Source organism: Mycobacterium pseudoshottsii JCM 15466, assembly GCF_003584745.1.
Taxonomy (GTDB): Bacteria; Actinomycetota; Actinomycetes; order Mycobacteriales; family Mycobacteriaceae; genus Mycobacterium; species Mycobacterium marinum.
This window is the reverse complement of the sequence record NZ_AP018410.1, coordinates 3,655,548-3,674,008: the sequence shown is the minus strand read 5'-3', so window position 1 is coordinate 3,674,008 and position 18,461 is coordinate 3,655,548. Positions and strand designations below refer to the sequence as shown.

18 protein-coding genes and 1 other RNA gene are annotated in these 18,461 nt (G+C 67.7%); 14 read left to right on the top strand and 5 right to left on the bottom strand.

Going from position 1 to position 18,461, the window contains the following annotated elements:
• Positions 1–5: 5 nt before the first annotated feature.
• The 6 genes from MPSD_RS16705 (at position 6) to MPSD_RS16680 (ending at position 6,275) form a co-directional block, all read left to right on the top strand.
• A complete protein-coding gene (locus MPSD_RS16705; RefSeq protein WP_086085334.1) occupies positions 6–1,427 on the top strand; it encodes an SRPBCC family protein in 1,422 nt (473 codons plus the stop codon).
• Positions 1,428–1,499: 72 nt separating this feature from the next.
• Positions 1,500–2,534 carry an AraC family transcriptional regulator gene (locus MPSD_RS16700; protein WP_020787043.1) on the top strand — a complete coding sequence of 345 codons (1,035 nt, stop codon included), beginning with the start codon at positions 1,500–1,502 and terminating at the stop codon, positions 2,532–2,534.
• A 103-nt stretch (positions 2,535–2,637) separates the two neighbouring features.
• On the top strand, positions 2,638–3,648 hold the full coding sequence (locus MPSD_RS16695; RefSeq protein ID WP_020787044.1) for an NAD-dependent epimerase/dehydratase family protein: 1,011 nt from the start codon (positions 2,638–2,640) through the stop codon (positions 3,646–3,648).
• A gap of 134 nt (positions 3,649–3,782) precedes the next feature.
• Positions 3,783–3,977: a hypothetical protein gene (locus MPSD_RS16690; protein WP_012394971.1), complete on the top strand. Its 195-nt coding sequence runs from the start codon at positions 3,783–3,785 to the stop codon at positions 3,975–3,977.
• Positions 3,978–4,006: 29 nt separating this feature from the next.
• Positions 4,007–5,131, top strand: a complete 1,125-nt coding sequence (locus MPSD_RS16685) for an epoxide hydrolase family protein (RefSeq protein ID WP_086085335.1) — start codon at positions 4,007–4,009, stop codon at positions 5,129–5,131.
• A gap of 259 nt (positions 5,132–5,390) precedes the next feature.
• Positions 5,391–6,275: a cation diffusion facilitator family transporter gene (locus MPSD_RS16680; protein WP_020787046.1), complete on the top strand. Its 885-nt coding sequence runs from the start codon at positions 5,391–5,393 to the stop codon at positions 6,273–6,275.
• A 20-nt stretch (positions 6,276–6,295) separates the two neighbouring features.
• On the opposite strand, the gene MPSD_RS16675 is transcribed toward MPSD_RS16680, so the two are convergent.
• Positions 6,296–7,111, bottom strand: coding sequence for an oxygenase MpaB family protein (locus MPSD_RS16675; protein WP_011739495.1), 816 nt, complete (start codon positions 7,109–7,111; stop codon positions 6,296–6,298).
• 113 nt (positions 7,112–7,224) lie between these two features.
• On the opposite strand from MPSD_RS16675, the gene MPSD_RS16670 reads away from it, so the two are divergent.
• The gene (locus MPSD_RS16670; protein WP_020787047.1) at positions 7,225–8,166 is read left to right on the top strand and encodes a cobalamin biosynthesis protein; all 942 of its coding nucleotides are present in this window, start codon (positions 7,225–7,227) and stop codon (positions 8,164–8,166) included.
• Here the strand turns inward: MPSD_RS16670 and MPSD_RS16665 are convergent.
• Genes MPSD_RS16665 through MPSD_RS16655 form a run of 3 tightly spaced genes read right to left on the bottom strand, consistent with a single transcriptional unit; the run spans position 8,148 to position 10,178 of the window.
• Positions 8,148–8,972: an SURF1 family cytochrome oxidase biogenesis protein gene (locus tag MPSD_RS16665; RefSeq protein ID WP_086085338.1), complete on the bottom strand. Its 825-nt coding sequence runs from the start codon at positions 8,970–8,972 to the stop codon at positions 8,148–8,150. The genes MPSD_RS16670 and MPSD_RS16665 overlap by 19 nt on opposite strands.
• Positions 8,972–9,406, bottom strand: coding sequence for a low molecular weight protein-tyrosine-phosphatase (locus MPSD_RS16660; RefSeq protein ID WP_223161731.1), 435 nt, complete (start codon positions 9,404–9,406; stop codon positions 8,972–8,974). The genes MPSD_RS16665 and MPSD_RS16660 overlap by 1 nt, the downstream gene beginning before the upstream one ends.
• Positions 9,407–9,458: 52 nt before the next feature.
• The gene (locus MPSD_RS16655) at positions 9,459–10,178 is read right to left on the bottom strand and encodes an HAD-IA family hydrolase (RefSeq protein ID WP_167470903.1); all 720 of its coding nucleotides are present in this window, start codon (positions 10,176–10,178) and stop codon (positions 9,459–9,461) included.
• A gap of 187 nt (positions 10,179–10,365) precedes the next feature.
• Here MPSD_RS16655 and cobC point away from each other — a divergent pair, with 187 nt between their 5' ends.
• The 6 genes from cobC (at position 10,366) to MPSD_RS16625 (ending at position 15,703) form a co-directional block, all read left to right on the top strand.
• Entirely contained in the window at positions 10,366–11,421 is a 1,056-nt protein-coding gene (cobC, locus tag MPSD_RS16650) for an Rv2231c family histidinol phosphate aminotransferase CobC (RefSeq protein WP_086085339.1), read from the top strand.
• Positions 11,418–12,554, top strand: coding sequence for a Nif3-like dinuclear metal center hexameric protein (locus MPSD_RS16645; RefSeq protein ID WP_086085340.1), 1,137 nt, complete (start codon positions 11,418–11,420; stop codon positions 12,552–12,554). Before cobC ends, MPSD_RS16645 begins: the two co-directional genes overlap by 4 nt.
• 22 nt (positions 12,555–12,576) lie before the next feature.
• Complete coding sequence (locus MPSD_RS16640; RefSeq protein WP_086085341.1) at positions 12,577–13,314, top strand: zinc ribbon domain-containing protein; 738 nt, start codon at positions 12,577–12,579, stop codon at positions 13,312–13,314.
• Entirely contained in the window at positions 13,311–14,435 is a 1,125-nt protein-coding gene (locus tag MPSD_RS16635) for a bifunctional RNase H/acid phosphatase (RefSeq protein WP_012394957.1), read from the top strand. The genes MPSD_RS16640 and MPSD_RS16635 overlap by 4 nt, the downstream gene beginning before the upstream one ends.
• A gap of 92 nt (positions 14,436–14,527) precedes the next feature.
• Positions 14,528–14,953: RNase P RNA component class A (gene rnpB / locus MPSD_RS16630), an RNA gene on the top strand.
• A gap of 432 nt (positions 14,954–15,385) precedes the next feature.
• Complete coding sequence (locus MPSD_RS16625; protein WP_086085342.1) at positions 15,386–15,703, top strand: PE family protein; 318 nt, start codon at positions 15,386–15,388, stop codon at positions 15,701–15,703.
• Here the strand turns inward: MPSD_RS16625 and MPSD_RS16620 are convergent.
• Positions 15,669–16,871: an ISAs1-like element IS2404/ISMul1 family transposase gene (locus tag MPSD_RS16620; protein ID WP_420811934.1), complete on the bottom strand. Its 1,203-nt coding sequence runs from the start codon at positions 16,869–16,871 to the stop codon at positions 15,669–15,671. The two genes, MPSD_RS16625 and MPSD_RS16620, sit on opposite strands and share 35 nt — an antisense overlap.
• A gap of 148 nt (positions 16,872–17,019) precedes the next feature.
• Between MPSD_RS16620 and MPSD_RS28185 the strand changes: the two genes are divergently transcribed.
• Complete coding sequence (locus MPSD_RS28185) at positions 17,020–18,441, top strand: hypothetical protein (protein ID WP_165601472.1); 1,422 nt, start codon at positions 17,020–17,022, stop codon at positions 18,439–18,441.
• The last annotated feature ends 20 nt before the right edge of the window (positions 18,442–18,461 follow it).

Genomic DNA, 18,461 nt, shown 5'->3' with positions numbered 1-18,461 from the left:
CCGAGATGACCACCACCCTTCCCCTTGTCCAGATCGCGCTCAGCGTTCGCGACATCCAGCACTCCCAGCGCTGGTACCGCGACATCTTCGGCCTCACCGAGGCCGGCGGTACCCACATGTTCATCCCGGCGCTGGGCTCCGAGGACGTCCAGGGCGTGCCGGGCGCCACCAGCGTGTGCTGGTGGCTGCTGGACGGCAAACCCGGCTTCCAGCTGGAGCTGTTCGAGTTTTCCAAGCCGCACCCGCGTCCGATTCCGCAGGACTGGCGCCCGTGCGACATCGGCTACACGATGCTCGGCTTCCACGTCACCGACTTCGACGCGACGCTGGGGAATCTCACTCGCCGCCGCGTGCCCCCGCTCACCGAGCCCATGGGGGAGCCCGGTTCTCGCCGGGTCTGTGTCAAGGATCCCGATGGAACCCTGCTGGAGATCCTGGAGGCGGACCCTGTGGTTGCCGGCATGGCGGCGCGCCCCACCGGATCGCCGGCGGTCGCCCGCTTCGCCACCCTGTCGGTGCCGGACCTGGCCGAGGCGCGGCGAACCTGGGTGGACGTGATGGGGCTGCCCGAAGTCGACTACCGGCTGCACTACCCCGAGCACGAGCAGCTGTGGGGCTTGGCCGGGGCAGATCGCGAATCCTTCGTGGTGCGCGCCGGTGACAGCCTGCTCGAGGTGGTGCAGTACCTCGACCCGGTCGGCAAGCCATGGCCGGCCGGCTACCACATCAGCGACATCGGCATCCTCAACGTCGCGCTGGGACCTCAGGACCGGGCGAGCCTCGACGCGCTCGTCGCCAAGGGGCAGCACCACGGGATACACCCGAACAGCACCAAGTCCACCCTGCTGGACCGCTGGTGGCATGCCAGCTATGTCAATGATCCGATGGGCTTCTCGATCGAGCTGCTGTTTCATGGGAGCAAGGGGCATCGGCACCGCGCCGACCCGTTCAACCTGATCGAACTCGGCTTCACCGAAAAAGAACCACCCGTTACCCGGGCCCGCGCGGTCGCCCGCTGTGCGGCGTCGCCCGAACAGGTGTGGACGGTGTTGGCCGACCACGAGCCCATGGCCCAGTGGACTCCGTTCCAGCGCTCCGAGGTGCTCAGCACCGGCGATACCGACGGTGTCGGCCTGGTCCGGCGGCTCAGCGGCGGCCCGGCCGGGATGTCGGTGGTCGAGCGGGTGGTCGCCGCCGAGGCGCCTTACCGCTTCGAATACCGCGCCAAGGGGGCGCCCGGTCTGAACCGCTACCACGCGTTCGTCACCGTCGAGCCGGACTCCTCCGGAGGCTGCACGATCACCTGGGAGGCGCAGTACCGTTCCCAGCTGCCCGGCTCGACGTTGATCACCACCAGGATGCTGCGCATTCTGGTCCGCGGGCTGGCCCGCCGGGCCGAGCGGACCGGTGCCCGGATAACCGCGTAGTCGATTTCGCGGTCGATCCGCTGGGGCCATCGGGCCTTGACGGCGGGGAACGGATGCTTGACTGTAAAGGACGTGTCGGTGATCCGTGGCACCGCGTTGACCGGTTATCCGGCGCTGGTGAGCGAACTCGGGGCGGATCCCGAGGCGCTGCTCGCCCGCGCTGGCGTGAAGCGGTCCGATGTCGGCCGATTCGACGCATTTATCACCTATCTGGCGCTGATCCACGCGGTCGAATCCGCTGCGGCAGTGACGAAAACACCTGACTTCGGCCGTCGGCTGGCCGAACGCCAAGGCATCGAGATCCTGGGGCCGGTCGGGGTGGCGGCGCGGACCTCGAAATCGGTTGCCGAGGCACTCGACACTTTCGAGCACTACCTCGCCGCCTACAGCCCCGCGATCGCCGCGACGATGAGCCGCGAGCCCGGCGGTGAAGCCTCATTCCTGGAGTTCAAGATCCTGATCGCGCACCCGCCGGCGCACCCACAGACCACCGAGTTGTCGCTGGGAGTCATGTTGCGGGTGCTGCGCTTTCTGCTGGGTGCTGGGTATGCGCCCACCGTGGTCGACCTTCCGCACCCGGCGCTGACCCCGCGGGAAGACTACCTGCGCTACTTCGCGTGCACACCTCGCTTCGGGTCGCACAGGGGCGGATTCCGGTTGCCGAGCGAGGACCTGCAGCGCCCCCTGGTCAGAGACGAGCTGGCGCATCGTGTCGTGCTCGAATATCTCGACACCGTCATCGACCGGCAACGGCCGACAATGGCCTCCTCGATTCGAGAACTGATCCGCCAGCTGTTGCCGACCGGCGCGGCGACGGTTCCGGTGATTGCCGACCAGTTTCGGCTGCACCCCAAGGCATTACGGCGCCGACTCGCCGCCGAGGGGACGAACTTCAACGCGGTTGTCGACGACGTTCGGCGGGAGGTGACCGAACGCTACTTGCGCGACAGCGACATGACGCTCACGCATCTGGCCCGGCAACTGGGTTATGCGGAGCAAAGCGTGCTCTCCCGGTCGTGTCAACGGTGGTTCGGTGCGAGCCAGGCGTCGCTGAGGGCGCAGTGGCAACGGACCGCATCGCCGATCACGCTGCAGTCCACCCGCTGATCGTCCGTTGCGGTCAAAGTCATGTCCTTTGCTGTCAAGACACCGGTGAATTCGGTGAGCATGCTGGTTTGAGACGACCACACCCACAACGAATGGAATCGCAATGAGCGAACACGAATTCGACCGTCCCGCGCCCTCGCTGTCCGGTCGCACGATCTTCATCACCGGAGCCAACGGCTTCATCGGCCGCGCCATGGCGGCCCGGTTCCGCGCCCTCGGCGCCGTGGTACGCGGTGTCGATCTGGCGGCCGATCCGGCAGGGGACGTGGTCGCAGGTGACATCACGCGTCCCGAGACCTGGGCGGCGGGGCCGACGGGGCTGGAGGGGGCGGACACCGTGATCCACACCGCCGCGCTGCTGGGGGCGGCGTTCCCGCTGAAACAGGCCTGGCACGTCAACGTCCTGGGCACCAGCCGGGTGCTGCGCGCGGCGATCGACGCCGGGGTCCGCCGGTTCGTGCACTTTTCCTCGGTGGCGGCCTACGGCTTCGAGTTCCCCGACGGTGCGGATGAGACCTATCCCGTGCATGTCAACGGCGACGTCTACACCGACACCAAGGTGAACTCCGAGGCGGTCGTGCTGGCCGCGCACGGCGCCGGCGAGATTGATGTCACCGTGATCCGGCCTGGCGATGTCTGGGGTCCCGGCTCGGTGTGGGTCCGTTCGCCGATCGCCGAGATGCGCAAGAGGACCGGCTTTCCGCTGCCCAACGGCGGAAACGGCATCTTCTCCCCGGTGTACATCGACAACTTCGTCGACGGCATGGTGCTCGCCGTGTCATCCGATGACGCGGTGGGCCAGATTTTCAACATCACCGACGGCAAAGGTGTGCGGTGCGCCGATTTCTTCGGCCGGATGGCGAGCATGAGTGACGGCACGATCCACACGCTGCCGATCCGGGTGGCCGCACCGGCCGCCGAACTCCTCGGCTCGCTGCTGCGCCGTTTGGGCCAGAAAACCGATCTGTCGGCCGGAACGATGTGGCTGGTCAATCGGCCCGGCGCCTATTCGATCGAGAAGGCCCAGAAGATGCTGGGCTACCAACCGCGGGTTTCGATCGAGGAGGGGATGGCCCGCGTCCACGAGTGGGCACGGGCCGAACGTCTCATCTGAGCGCCGGCGCCAGCACCGCGCAACGGACCCCAATGCCTCCGATGGTCCCCGTGACAAGGCAATACGGTGACTGACAGCACACTCGGGGTGGGTTTCGTTGTCGCTGGCGAGCCGGTTGTGGCAGTCTCTGGGGCGTGGATGAGCGACCTGGGACTCAGAGCGACAGCGCGTCGGCGGGAAAGACGGCGCCGCCTGTGCGGCCGCTCTCGTCAGACCAGCAGCCGGCGACCAAGGCAGACTTGTACGCCGCGGTCGATGCGATGCGCGCCGATATGCGTGAACTGCTAGAACAGATCAGCACCCTGATCAAGGAAGCAAATCAGAAATAGGCCGCCCGGCCAGGCGGCATGATGAACGGGTGAGGCCGTTTCGCATCGATGTTCCCGAAGACGTTATCGATGACCTGAAAGCCCGTCTGGCGCGCACCCGTTGGCCGGAGGCCGAGTGTGCCGACGATTGGAGCCAGGGCATCCCGCTGAGCTACACGCGGGACTTGGCCGCCTACTGGGCCAACGAGTACGACTGGCGGGCGCGCGAGGCCGCGCTGAACCGCTTCGACCAGTTCATCACCGAAATCGATGGCCTGGATCTGCATTTCATCCATCAACGCTCCCCGCACGAGGACGCGTTTCCGCTGCTGATCACCCATGGCTGGCCCGGCTCGGTGGTGGAGTTCCACAAGGTGATCGAGCCGCTGGCCAACCCCACCGCCCATGGCGGGCGCGCCGAAGACGCCTTCCACGTCGTCTGCCCGTCCCTTCCCGGATACGGATTTTCCGGCAAGCCGAGCAGCACAGGCTGGGGAGTGGACAGGATCGCGCGGGCCTGGGAAACGCTGATGCAGAACCTGGGCTATCAGCGATACGGCGCCCAGGGCGGCGACTGGGGCGCCGCGGTCACCACCCAGATCGGCCGAAACGGCGGGCGCTGTGTGGCCATTCATCTCAATATGCCGATCGCCATGCCCACGCGTACAGCGCTGACCAACCCGACCGCGGCAGAACAAGAGGTGCTGGCAGCGTTGGCGTACCACCGGAAATGGGGAACCGGCTACTTCAAACAACAGTCCACCCGACCCCAGACCGTGGGCTACGGCCTGACCGATTCCCCGGTGGGACAACTGGCTTGGATCGTGGAGAAGTTCTGGGCATGGATGGACTGCGCGGGAAACCCGGAGAACATCCTCACCCGCGACGAGCTACTGGACAACGTCATGATGTATTGGGTAAACGCCGCCGCGGCGTCGTCGGCCCGCTTCTACTGGGAGAGTTTCAAGGTCTGGGGGCAGACCGAGCGGGTCGAACTGCCCACCGGTGTGGCGTCGTTTCCCAAGGAGGTGCTGCGTGCACCGCGCGCCTGGTGTGAACCGAACTACAACATCACCCACTGGACGACGATGCCGCGCGGTGGTCACTTCGCCGCGTTCGAACAGCCGGAATTGTTCGTCGGAGACGTCCGTGCGTTCTTCGCCACGGTGCGCTGACGCGACCGCGGCACAACCGGGCCGGCTGCGTGAAAAAGTTGTGCGCTAGCCGGGCAGGTTGCACCGGGGGCGTGGCAGGCTAGGGGACATGCATCTGGTTGACGGTCAGCGGGATCCGGCCGCAAGCTTTCCCTTGGCCCTTGGCCCTTGGCCCTTGGCCCTTGGCCCTTGGCCCTTGGCCCTTGGCCCTTGGCCCTTGGCCCTTGGCCCTTGGCCCTTGGCCCTTGGCCCTTGGCCCTTGGCCCTTGGCCCTTGGCCCTTGGCCCAGGCCGTCGACGACCAAGCCGAACGCCGGCGGGCCAATCGTGCGGTCGCCGTCAGCGCGGCCGGGCTGGGGTTGACAGGTCTGATCGAACTGGCGATAGCCCTGGTGTCCGGCTCGGTGGCCTTGCTCGGCGACGCACTGCACAACCTGTCCGATGTCTCCACGAGTCTGGTTGTGTTCGTTGGGTTTCGGAGCTCGCGCAAGTCGGCGAGCGAGCGCTACCCGTACGGTTTGGAGCGGGCCGAGGATCTCGCCGGGATTGGTGTGGCGCTGGTGATCTGGGCCAGCGCCGCGGTTGCCGGGACCGAAAGCGTCGGCAAGTTGTTGCGGCACGGCTCAACCCAGCATGTGGGCTGGGGGATCGCCGCCGCGGCGGTTGGCATTGTCGGCAATCAGCTGGTGGCCCGTTACAAGCTCGTTGTCGGGCGCCGGATTCAGTCATCAACGATGATCGCCGATGCGAAGCATTCCTGGCTGGACGCGCTGTCCTCGGCGGGCGCGCTGCTGGGATTGTGTGGTGTCGCGATGGGGTGGGGATGGGCCGACGGGGTTGCCGGGCTTGCGGTGACGGGATTCATCTGCCATGTGGGTTGGGAGGTGAGCTCCGAGATCGGGCATCGCCTGCTCGATGGGGTAGACCCGGGCGTGGTGGACACCGCCGAAGCGGTCGCCGCCGCCATACCGGGAGTCGTTCACGCGCACGCGCGGGCCCGCTGGACCGGACGCACGCTACGCGTGGAGGTCGAGGGCTGGGTGGACCCCGCCATGTCGGTGGCCGACGCGGACGACATCGGCCGGCGGGTCGCCGACCAGCTTGGGGCCAGGTTGCCGCAGATGCGCAGTTTCAGCTGGGCCGCACGCGGTGTGCCGCTCGGCTAGCACCGCCGGTCGGCCTCGATCTAGACGACGCGCCACCCGCGGCGGGCGCGAAACCGCATATCCCACAGGTAAAGCTGATAGATCAAGATCCACGCCCGATGGGGGATGAGCCGGTCGGCCAGCCGTAGGGCGGCCAACAGCCACTCGAATCGGCTCTGCTGGGATTGCGACCAGTCCAACCGCATCATCGCGCGAAACTCCGGCGCCAAGAACCCCGTCGTCGCGAACAGGTTGAACGGCCCCGCCAGCGCCCGCAGCGGCCACGGCAGAAACGCCATCGAAGCCACCCCTCGGAGGTGTTCGCGCACCGGTGGGTCGATGTGCAGCTCATCGAGTGAGCGCTTCCAGTACTCGTCGAAGGCGATCCGGTCCGGCGGCCACATGCGCTCCGGCACTTGAAGGGTGGTGCCCAGCCGTTTGGCGTCGAGGTAGACCGAGTCGGCGGCGCCGTCATCGAGCGGTCCGTGCAGGAATTCGTGTTGCTCGACGAAGTAGCGGTACAAGCAGGCGGCCACCCACAGCTGCAATTTGGGATCGAAGGCGTTATAGGACACCGGACTCGACGAGGTGGACCGGACTTGCCGGTGTACCGAGTCCACCGCAGCGCGGATCAACGCGCGGTCGGACTCCGACCCGATGGTGGCAACCGCCAGGTAGGTGCCGGTGGTGCGGGCGCGCTTGAACGGATGCTTGTAGACGTTGCCGCTGTCCACCGGACTCTCCAGCACGCCATACCCGACGCCGGGCAACGACAGCTGCATGATCACGTTGGCGGCGGGCAGCAACAGCGCGGCCGGGTTCAACAGGTCGGCGACCCGGGTCGCGGGACGCTTCATCGGGATTCCTGACCCATGAGGATGAGTAGACCACGCGCCGGGGGGTGCCGTCATGGACTAGCCGAACGCGCGGGCCCGGTGGCCACCGGACGGCCATGTGAGACGCTGCCTGAGTGGTTGCGTCGGCACGGCAGGCCCGGACGGTCGGTGTCCTGGTGGGCTATCTGGCCGACCTGGTGCTGGGCGACCCACAGCGAGGTCATCCGGTCGCGGTGTTCGGGCGGCTGGCCGCGGGGTTGGAGCGGGCCAGCTATCGCGATACCAGGGCCGCCGGCGCGGTGTACGTTGGCGTGCTGGTTGGCGGGGTGGGCCTGCTGGGTGCGGTCTTGGGGCGCCCGGCCGGCAGGCCGTGGTCGGTCGCGGCGACGGCGATGGCGACCTGGGTATCGCTGGGCGGAACCTCGCTGGTGCGCACTGGCCGGGAAATGGCCGAGCTGTTGGACCGCGGCGACCTCGATGCCGCCCGGCGGTTGCTGCCGTCGCTGTGTGGTCGCGATCCGGCCCAGCTGGACGTGCCGGATTTGACCCGCGCGGCCCTGGAATCGGTTGCCGAGAACACTTCCGACGCGCAGGTGGCGCCGCTGCTGTGGGCGGCGGTCGGCGGCGTGCCGGCGGTACTGGTATATCGCGCCGTCAACACCCTGGATGCGATGATCGGCTACCGCTCGCCGCGCTACCTGCGATTCGGTTGGGCCGCAGCGCGGCTGGATGATCTGGCCAACTACTTCGGGGCCCGCGTGACCGCGGGGCTGGTGGTGCTGTGCGCGCCGCTGGTCGGTGGGTCAGCGCTGGGCGCGGTGCGGGCCTGGCGGCGCGACGCGGCGCGGCACCCCAGCCCCAACGCCGGGGTGGTCGAGGCCGCTTTTGCCGGGGCGCTCCGGGTGCGTCTGGGCGGGCCCACCCGGTACCACTTTGAGCTGCAGATTCGCCCCACCCTCGGGGACGGCGGTCAACCCACGGTCGATGACCTGCGCCGCGCCGTGACGTTGTCGCGGGCCGTGCAGGCCGCCGCGGCAGTGGGCGCCGGGCTCTTTGTCTACCGCCGGCGGCCGTAGCGGTCGGCGAGCTTTTGCTCGATGGTCATCGGTGTGTCCGCGGGCGGCGCATCCTCGCGGGCGCGTGTTTCGCGCCGGCGGGCCCGCAGTTCGGCGTAGGCGAAGTAGCCGAGTCCGATTGGCGCCAGAATGCCGAAGGCGATCCACTGGATGCCGTATGACAAGAACGGTCCGGAATCCAGATGCGGCAAGCCGATCAGACCGAGCCCGCCTGGTTGGTTTTCGACCAACTGCAGATAGGAGCCGGCCAACGGCACTCCGGTCAACGTGGAGATCTGCTTGGCGTTGATCGAGTACACCTGCTCGAAGCCGTCTCGGGAGAACGGCTCCTTGCCCGCCATGGTGGGCTCGAAGTCGCGCAGCCGTGCCGTGATGGTCAGGGTCTGGTCCGGGGCGCGGGGGATAGGCGGCACGTGCGAGCCCGGTTCGGGGCGGACGTACCCGCGGTCGACGAGGACGGTGGGTCCGCCGTCGACGGCGAACGGGGTCAGTACCTCAAACGCCTGGTCTCCGTCGACCACCCGCAGCCGGGCCAGCACCTGCACATCGGACAGATAGTGTCCGGTCGCCGTCACGCTGCGCCACTGCGCCTCGGGAGCTGACGAATCTTGCTGTGGCAGTAATGTTTTGACCGGAACCGCCGGCGAACTCAGGGCATGGTTGATCTGGCGGTTCTCCCGCGACGTCTTGGTGTTCTTTCCCAGCTGCCACGGCGCGAGCACCGTGAAGCACAGGTAGGTGAACGCGATGACCACCAGGGCCAGCGCTATCCACCCGGGCCGCAGCAGAAACGCCAGGCGTCGCATCACACCTTGCCGTCCTGCGCCAACTGTTCGTCCACCCAATCGTGCAAACCGGGCAGGGCGGCCTCGATGACGACGAGGACCTCCTCGAAGTCGTCATGGCCCCCGTAGTAGGGGTCCTCGACATCGAGAACGTAGGCCCCCGACTGTGGGTCAAACGAACGCAACATCCGCAGCCTGCTCTCCTCCACGCCGAGCTGACGCAACTGCCGGGCGTGGTTGCGCCCCAGCGCGATGACCAGATCCGCCTCCAGGTGGTCCGTGCCGACCTGGGCGGCGCAGTGATCGGTGGGGTAGCCGTGGGAGTGCAGCACCTGCCTTGCCCGTTCGTCGGCCCGATTGCCGACGTGCCAGTTGCCGGTGCCGGCGCTGGTCACCCGCACCGCCTCGCCCAGCCCGCGTTCCCGCAGCTGGTGGGCGAACATCTTCTCGGCCATCGGCGAGCGACAGATGTTGCCGGTACACACGAAAGTGACGTGCAGCGTTGAGTCAGACACCTAACGCCTCCCGCAATTCGTCGACCGTGCCGGCATGCAGGGCGGCGCCGCTGTGGGTACCGGCGGCGAAGTCGGCCTTTCCGTAACCCCAGCCAACCACGACCGTGTCGATGCCATGGGCGGCCGCGCCCTCCACATCGTGGCTGCGGTCACCGACCATGAGCACCCGTTCGGGCAGCGGGTGCAGCTGGGCCAGCGCGTGGGCGAGCACCTCGGTCTTGCTGCGGCGTGCGCCGTCGCCGGTCGCGCCGGCGATCACCTCGAAATGCGCGTCGAGCCCGAAATGGGCGAGTACCCGCCGCGCCGTTGGCTCCAGCTTGCAGGTGGCCACCGCCAGCCGAACCCCGGCGGCACGCAGGTCGGCCAGCAACGGCGCGATCCCGTCGAACAGGGTGTTCATCGCCCAACCACGGGCACCGTATTCGGCCCGGAAGGCGGCGATCGCGTCCTCGACGCGGTCGCCGAGCTCCATGGCGTGAAAGGTGTCGTCCATCGGCGGGCCGACGATCTGGGCGACCAGGTCGCCGTCGGGAACGGCGGCACCGATGTGGTTGAGTGCGTGGCGGAAGCTGGCCACAATCCCGTGGGCCGAGTCGGTCAAGGTGCCGTCGAGATCGAAGATCACCAGCTGCGGCGTCCTCTCCGGGCACCGGGTGTCCTGCGGTGTGGCGCCGGGGTCAGCCGGTGAATCGGCTGCAATCGAACCTGTCACCACTCCATTGTCGTTGATGCGGCGGTCGGCGGGGTCGGCAGGAGCTGGCGAGACCGGCTTGAGCAGCCGAGTTTGGTCGGACCCGGCCGGTGCCCGGGACTCGCGGCCGCGCGGGTAGCCGTGTGCCAGGCAGGGGCGTAGTGCTCCGGATGCCTGGTTCTGTCACCGGCGCACTAGTGTTTTCTAGGTGGCGAGTCTGGACACGAGCCCGCTGGCGGCGGCGCGTTATCACGGGGATCAGGCCGCCACGCCCGGCATGCTGGATTTCGCCGTGAATGTCCGCCACCCGCACCCGCCGCACTGGCTGGTCGAACTGCTGGCGCAGCGGCTGACCACGCTGGCACGCTATCCCAGCATCGAGGACACCCAGCGCGCGCAGGATGCGGCGGCGCTGCGTCACCGCCGAACCCGCGCGGAGGTGCTGCCGCTGGCCGGGGCCGCCGAGGGTTTTGCCCTGTTGAGTAACCTGCGTCCGGTTCGGGCAGCAATCATCGCGCCGTCATTCACCGAGCCGGCCGCGGCCCTGAGCGCCGCGGGGATCCCGGTGCACCATGTGGTGCTGGCGCCGCCGTTCCGCCTGGATGAAGCCGCGGTCCCCGACGATGCCGACCTGGTCGTCGTCGGCAATCCGACCAACCCGACCTCGGTGTTGCACAGTCGCGAGCAGCTGCTGGCATTGCGCAGGCCGGGCCGGATCCTGGTGGTCGACGAGGCGTTCGCGGACGCTGTTCCCGGCGAGCCGCAGTCGCTGGCCGGCGACTGCCTGCCCGACGTGCTGGTGCTGCGCAGCCTGACCAAGACGTGGTCACTGGCGGGTCTGCGGGTGGGGTACGCCCTTGGCACGCCGGACCTGCTGGACCGGCTGACCCGGATGCGGGCCCACTGGCCGGTGGGCACCCTGCCGTTGACGGCCATCGCGGCCTGCTGCACGCCCGAAGCGGTGGCCGAGGCCGCCGCCGATGCTCGACTGCTGCTGGCAGCGCGGGCCGAGATGGTCAGCGGCCTCGGTTCGGTTGGTGCCAGCGTGGTCGATGGCTGCGCACCGTTTGTCTTGTTCAGCGTCCCCGATGCCGATGAGCTCCGCAAACGGCTGCATCAGCGCGGAATCGCGATCCGCCGCTGCGACACCTTCGTCGGCTTGGACGACGGGTATCTGCGCGCGGCGGTGCGGCCCGAATGGCCGCAGCTGGTCGATGCCATCGCCGAAGTCAGGCAGGCCGGCCGCAGCGGGAGGCGACGATGAGCGTTCGGCTCGCTGACGTTATCGAAGTGCTCGACGGCGCATATCCGCCGCGTCTTGCCGAGTCCTGGGACTCGGTCGGCCTGGTGTGTGGAGATCCCGGGGAGCCGGTGGAATCGGTGACGGTCGCGGTGGACGCCACACCGGCGGTTGTCGATGAGGTTCCGGAGCGCGGGTTGCTGCTGGCCCATCACCCGTTGCTGTTGCGCGGGGTCGATACGGTGGCCGCCAATACCGCCAAGGGTGCGCTAATCCACCGTTTGATCCGGACGGGTCGCTCGCTGTTCACCGCGCACACCAACGCCGACTCGGCATCGCCGGGGATGTCCGACGCGCTGGCCCAAGCGCTGGGACTGACCGTCGAATCCGTGCTCGCCCGGTCGCCAAGCGTGGCCGAGCTGGACAAGTGGGTTATCTACGTGCCGCGCGAGCACACAGAACCCGTGCAGGCGGCGATCTTTGACGCTGGCGCCGGACATATCGGTGACTACTCGCATTGCAGCTGGAGCGTTACGGGCATCGGGCAGTTCCTCCCGCTGGACGGCGCGTCACCGGCGATCGGCAGCGTCGGCACCGTCGAACGAGTCACCGAGGACCGGGTCGAGGTCATCGCACCCGCGCGCGCCCGTGCCGCCGTGCTGTCGGCCATGCGAGCCGCGCACCCGTACGAAGAGCCGGCATTCGACATTCTTGCGCTGGTGACACCACCGGCCGACGTCGGGTTGGGGCGCATCGGCACGCTGGACCGGCCGCAAACCTTGCGCGACTTCGTCTCTCGCGTCGGCGCCGTGCTACCGCAGACGTCCTGGGGAGTGCGCGCGGCGGGGGACCCCGAGATGCTGGTGACGCGGGTGGCGGTGTGCGGTGGCGCCGGCGATTCACTACTGGGCGCGGCGGCCGCGGCGGACGTCCAGGCCTACCTCACCGCAGATCTGCGCCACCATCCTGCCGACGAACATCGCCGCGCCTCCGCGGTCGCGTTGATCGACGTCGCGCATTGGGCAAGCGAGTTCCCTTGGTGCGGCCAGGCGGCCGAGGTACTGCGGTCCCATTTCGGTGAGGCGCTGCCGGTGCGGGTATGCCCGTTGCGTACCGACCCGTGGAACGTTGCAGCAAGCCGCGAGAACGACAGCTGAGAATAGGACCGGGAGATCAGACATGAAGGCCGAAGCGGCACAGCAGCGTTCGCTATTGGAGTTGGCGAAGCTCGATACTGAGCTGTCACGGATCGCCCATCGGTCCACCCATCTGCCCGAGGGGTCCGCTTTCGAGCAGGTTCGGGTTCAGCACGAGGCGGTCAGTGACCGACTCGCTGCGGTGCGAATCGCGTTGGAGGACTTGGACGCCCAGGTTTCACGCCTAGAAGACGAGATCGACGCGGTACGTAAGCGTGAAGACCGGGACCGGTCATTGCTCACCTCGGGGGCTGTGGATGCCAAGCAATTGGCTGACCTGCAGCACGAGCTGGAGACCCTGGAACGCCGCCAGGCCAGTCTGGAAGATTCGCTGTTGGAGGTGATGGAGCGCCGCGAGGAGTTGCAGGCGCAACAGAACACCGAGATTGCGGCGCTCGAAGTCCTGCAAGCCGAACTGACCGCTGCCCAGCAGTCCGTCGATGCCGCCCTGGCCGAACTCGACCAATCCCGTCAAGAACATTCATCGCGACGCGACACGCTGGCCGCATCGTTGAATCCCGATCTTGCCGCGCTCTACGAACGGCGGCGGGCCGGCGGCGGGCCAGGCGCGGGGCAGTTGCAGGGCCACCGTTGCGGTGCCTGCCGTATTGAGATCGGCCGCAGCGAATTGGCTCGTATCTCGGCGGCCGCCGAGGACGAGGTGGTTCGGTGTCCGGAATGCGCCGCGATCCTCTTACGGATCAAGGGACCCGAGCTGTGAAAGTCATCATCGAAGCTGATGGTGGATCGCGTGGTAACCCGGGGCCGGCCGGATACGGCGCAGTGGTGTGGACCGCGGACCGTTCGACCGTGTTGGCGGAGAGCAAACAGGCGATCGGCCGCGCCACCAACAACGTCGCTGAATACCGCGGTCTGATAGCCGGTTTGGACGACGCCGTCAAGCTGGGTGCCACCGAAGTGTCGGTCCTGATGGATTCCAAACTGGTGGTCGAGCAGATGTGCGGGCGCTGGAAGGTCAAGCACCCGGACCTGGTGGAACTGCACGGGCAGGCGCGCGAGCTGGCAGGGCAATTCCGCCGGATCAGCTACGCGTGGATTCCGCGGGCCCGCAATGCGCATGCCGACCGGCTGGCCAACGAAGCGATGGACGCCGCGGTTCGCACCAATCGGCGTGGCGAACCCGGTACCGTGGCGGTGGCCGCCGTCGCCGACCCCGCCAACACGGCGCCTGTCCAAACCCCGGCAGCTCCCGGATGGACCGGTAGACGCGATACGGCCACCAGGCTGCTGCTGCTGCGACATGGTCAGACCGAGCTGTCGGTGCAACGCCGCTATTCCGGGCGCGGCAACCCGGCGCTCAACGAAGTCGGTTGGCGCCAAGCCGGTTTGGCCGCCCGCTACATCGCGCACCGCGGCGGAATTGCTGCGGTGGTGTCCTCGCCTTTGCAGCGTGCCTACGATACGGCGACGACGGCGGCCCGAGCCCTCGGACTGGACGTGACGGTGGACGAAGACCTGGTCGAAACGGACTTCGGGGACTGGGAAGGCATGACTTTCGCGGAGGCCGCCAACCGCGACCCCGACCTGCACCATCGTTGGCTCAACGACACCAGCATCACGCCGCCGGGCGGTGAGAGCTTCGATGAAGTGCTGCGGCGGGTTCGGCGCGGACGCGACCGGATGATCTCCCGGTATGAAGGCACGACCGTGCTGGTGGTCTCACACGTCACGCCCATCAAGATGTTGCTGCGACTCGCGCTCGATGTCGGCTCCGAGGTCCTCTACCGGCTGCATCTTGATCTGGCGTCGCTGAGCATCGCCGAGTTCTATGCCGACGGCGCGTCGTCGGTGCGGCTGGTCAACCAGACCGGCTACCTGTAGCAGCGCCGCCGTCAACGATCGGGCCAGGCGGCTGGGTTCGACGGCGTCTGTTGGCCGCGATTTTGCGTAGCGGGTAGCGTATGTTCCGCGGACGAGTTGGCTGGGCGGCCGCGGCTCGGGTTGGGCTCGTGTTGTCACGAGTTCAGCGCCGAATCGAGGAAAGTCCGGACTTCACAGAGCTGGGTGATTGCTAACAGCAATCCGAGGTGACTCGCGGGAAAGTGCCACAGAAAACAGACCGCCACCCTCGCGGTGGTAAGGGTGAAACGGTGCGGTAAGAGCGCACCAGCACCCCGGGTGACCGGGGTGGCTAGGCAAACCCCACCCGAAGCAAGGTCAAGAAGGCCGTACCGTAGGTGCGGCCGCGCAGGCGTTTGAGGGCTGCTCGCCCGAGTCTGCGGGTAGGCCGCTCGAGGTACCCGGCAACGGTGTGCCCAGATGGATGGTCGCCGCCGCGCCGCCGCTGGTTCAGCCGCGGCGGTGTGGAACAGAATCCGGCTTACAGGCCAACTCGTCCGCCTTACGTTTACGACCTGCATATTCAGCTAGCCGGAGCCGCCTCCGTCCGCAGCAGATCCGAGTACCGAATGAATTGCGTCCCGCGTCCGGTTGTCGGAATCGGGCCGCAGGCGGCTGTAGGCGGGACTGTGGGACGGAGTTTGCTGATCCGGCGATGTGCACCGCTGGTCGCCAAGAAGGTCGGCGGCGACGACGGGCGCCGGTGCCTTGGGGGGCAAGCTTCGGTGGGTTGCCTTTCGCTGGTTTGCCGTTGGTTAATTAGCCTCACGAGTTAGTGACTTAGGTCCTTAAGAGCATGGGGCTTCTGTCACCGGACCGTGGATTTGCTGCGATCATCGGAATGGGCGGGCGTAGCGTCTCGGAAAAGTCGGAGAAGGCCGAAAATTGTTTCCTTCGGACTTGGGCCGCCCGGTCGTGATGGGGATTGACGAGTGTCAGCTTTTGTTTATGCCGCACCCGAGGAGTTAGCTGCAGCGTCTTCCAGCTTGAGCAGCCTGGGGTCGTCGATCAGGGAGGCGCATGCGGCGTCGGCGGGCTTGACGACATCGATTGCGGCGGCGGCTGAGGATGAAGTGTCGGCGGCGGTCGCAAAGTTGTTTGGTGGTTACGCCCAGCAGTTTCAGGCGCTGGGCGCGCAGGCGTCGCTGTTTCATGACCAGTTCGTGCAGGCGCTGAATGGCGGTGGGTTCTTGTACAGGGCTCCGGCGTTGTTGATTAGCAGGCTTGTGAGCTGGGGAATTGTGGATTGAGGAGGTCTAGGCGGCGGTTGGCGGTCAAAGCGGTGATCCGGCAGGCTTCGGCGATGTTGTCGGCGCCGTTGAGGCGGTGCAGATTGATCGCGGTGTTGCGTAGCGTTGCTAGGACCTGTGCGCCGTTTCCGGTATGTGCCCTTTGACGGTCTTCGTCGAAGGTGACGTCGCGTATCCAGTGCAGGCTGTTCTCGATTCCCCAGTGTTGACGCATCCAGGTCATGATCGCGGTAGGGCGGGCGTGCTCGAACGGCAGGCTGCAGATGGCATAGACTACCTCCACGCTGCGCTGGTCGGTGGCGGTGATCAAGCGTTCACGAGTGATCCGGATGATTTGTTTTGCGTAGGGGAAGCCGATTCCTCGTGCAGCGGTGATGATTTGCAGGGTGCGGGTCTCGACACGGCCGTGGCCGCGGGAGTCGTCGGTAGCGGCTGTGGGCACCTCGGCCCAGGGCAGCGCGGTGATACGCGCAAGTATTTTGGCTTGGTTGGACTTGACGATCATCAGGTAGTGCGACTTCAAGGTGGCGCAGATCAACTTCGCGGTGACGACCTGGGTATGCATCGCATCCACGGTGACCAGCCACCGCAAGCTACCCGGCAGCAGCGTGAGCAGGGCGCGTACGCAGGGAATTTCATTGCTTTTCTCGGCGACAGCGAGTTGACCGAGCACCAATCGGGCACGGTGGGCGAACACCGACACGAGATGCGTGGCTGTCGCTTTGGCGCGTAAAGCACCACGCAGCATCTTGCCGTCCAACGCGATCGGCACCAATCCACTGGGGTCGCTGCTGGCCACGTGTGCAGTGAAGTAACTGCCCATCCTGGCGTTGAGGTCGGCGGGGTCTAGCCGAGACAAAACAGCGCGGAAGGTCTTCTCACTGGGCCGCCGGAACCGGACCCCTAATTGGGCCAACACATCATCGGGAGCGGTGGCCGCCCATGTGGCAAAACCAGCATAGCCGCGCATCCCCGCGGCAGTGGCCAGAACCGCGATCGCCAACAAAGCCATCAGCGAATACCTCCGACCGCGTGGGCCCCTCGGGTCTGGCACCGAGGCCAACACATCGAGAAACTCCGATCCGATGAGCTCGCTGCGCTCACCAGGACTCCAGCGGTCGAACACCTCTGGAACCGACGACACACGCAATACTGAAACGGTAGGCACGGGCAACTCCAGACCAACGACGAACAGTAACCAACTCGATCGTTCTCCAGATAGCCCGTGCCTACACTCCGGCCCCAATAGCGCGGCACCAAAGATCATCAACCCAGCTCACAAGCCTGCTAATCAACAACGCCGGAGCCCTGGGTTCTTGTATGCGGCCACCGAGGCCACCAGCGCGTCGCCGCTGCAAGCGGCAGCCGCTGCGGCCGTGGGGGTGCAAGACGCCATCAATGCGCCGTTCCTGCAGTTCACCGGGCGCCCGTTGGTTGGGCCGGGTACCGATGGGGCGCCGGGCACCGGGCAGGCCGGTGGGCCCGGTGGATGGTTGTGGGGCGATGGCGGCGATGGCGGATCGGGCACGCCGGGTACGGCCACCAGCCCGGCCGGTGGCGCGGGCGGGGCCGGTGGGTCGGCGTTCCTGTTCGGCTCCGGCGGTCACGGTGGATCCGGCGGGACCGCCTATGCGGGCAGCGGCGCGGTCGGCGGGACCGGAGGCAACGGTGGTGCCGGTGGGCTGATTTTCGGCGGCGGCGGGGCCGGCGGTGTCGGCGGGCTGGGTGCGGCCGGTTCAGCCACCGCGGCGCCCGGCATGGGTGGTCACGGCGGGGCCGGTGGGGCCGGCGGCACCAACCACGCCAGCGGCGGCCGCGGAGGCGACGCCACCATCAGCACCAGCGGGGGCGGCACCATCACCGGCGGCACGGCGACCGGCGGCGTCGGGGGTGCGGGCACCACCGGCGGCAGCGGCGGCGGCGGCGGTAGCGGCGCCCTATTTGCCAACGGTGCCGGCAGCTCCGCCAGCGGCAGCGCCATCGGAGGCTATGGGGGCGTGGGCACCACCGGCGGCCTCGGCGGCGTTGGCGGCTACGCCCAGGTCAGTGCTTCTAACGGCGGCACCGCCACGGGCACGGTCAGCGGCGGCTACGGGGGTGCGGGCACCACCGGCGGCCACGGCGGAGGCGGCGGCAACGCCTTCCTCCGGGCTTACGGCGCGGGCAGCTCCGCCAGCGGCATCTCCATCGGCGGCGCCGGGGGCGCGGGCACCGCCGGCGGCTACGGCGGCAGCGGAAACTACGCCTCGATCAGAGGTTATAGCGGCGCCACCGTCACTGACGGCACGGCCACCGGCGGCGGCGGTGGCGCGGGCACCGGCGGCCGCGGCGGCTTAGGAGGCAGCGCCACCCTGTTTGCCAACGGGGCGGGCAGCTCCGTCGCCACTGGCGCCGCCACCGGCGGGGTCGGCGGGGCCGGCTCCACCGGCGGCATCGGCGGCGCCGGAAACATCGCCCGAATCACGGCCATCGGGGGCGGCACCGTCACTAGCAGCGCCACCAACGGCGGGGCCGGCGGTGACGGCATCACCGACGGCATCGGCGGCAACGGCGGGGGATCCACCTTCACCGCAAACACCGGCGGCACCATCGACACCCGCACCGGCACTGGCGGCAACGGCGGTAGCGGCACCGGCCTGGGCAACACCGGCGGCAACGGCGGGGCCGCCGACCTCACAGCTCCCCCCGACTGGATGGGAGTGGACCTTTTCGGTACGCCCGGCGCGAATGTGCCGTGACAGTTCGCCGCTGATCGAAA

Excerpts from the sequence above, each read along its gene's own strand:
- MPSD_RS16705 (WP_086085334.1), top strand. The coding sequence starts at position 6 with ATGACCACCACCCTTCCCCTTGTCCAGATCGCGCTCAGCGTTCGCGAC.
- MPSD_RS16695 (WP_020787044.1), top strand. The coding sequence starts at position 2,638 with ATGAGCGAACACGAATTCGACCGTCCCGCGCCCTCGCTGTCCGGTCGC.
- MPSD_RS16675 (WP_011739495.1), bottom strand. The coding sequence starts at position 7,111 with ATGAAGCGTCCCGCGACCCGGGTCGCCGACCTGTTGAACCCGGCCGCG.
- MPSD_RS16665 (WP_086085338.1), bottom strand. The coding sequence starts at position 8,972 with ATGCGACGCCTGGCGTTTCTGCTGCGGCCCGGGTGGATAGCGCTGGCC.
- MPSD_RS16660 (WP_223161731.1), bottom strand. The coding sequence starts at position 9,406 with ATGGCCGAGAAGATGTTCGCCCACCAGCTGCGGGAACGCGGGCTGGGC.
- MPSD_RS16645 (WP_086085340.1), top strand. The coding sequence starts at position 11,418 with ATGAGCGTTCGGCTCGCTGACGTTATCGAAGTGCTCGACGGCGCATAT.
- MPSD_RS16640 (WP_086085341.1), top strand. The coding sequence starts at position 12,577 with ATGAAGGCCGAAGCGGCACAGCAGCGTTCGCTATTGGAGTTGGCGAAG.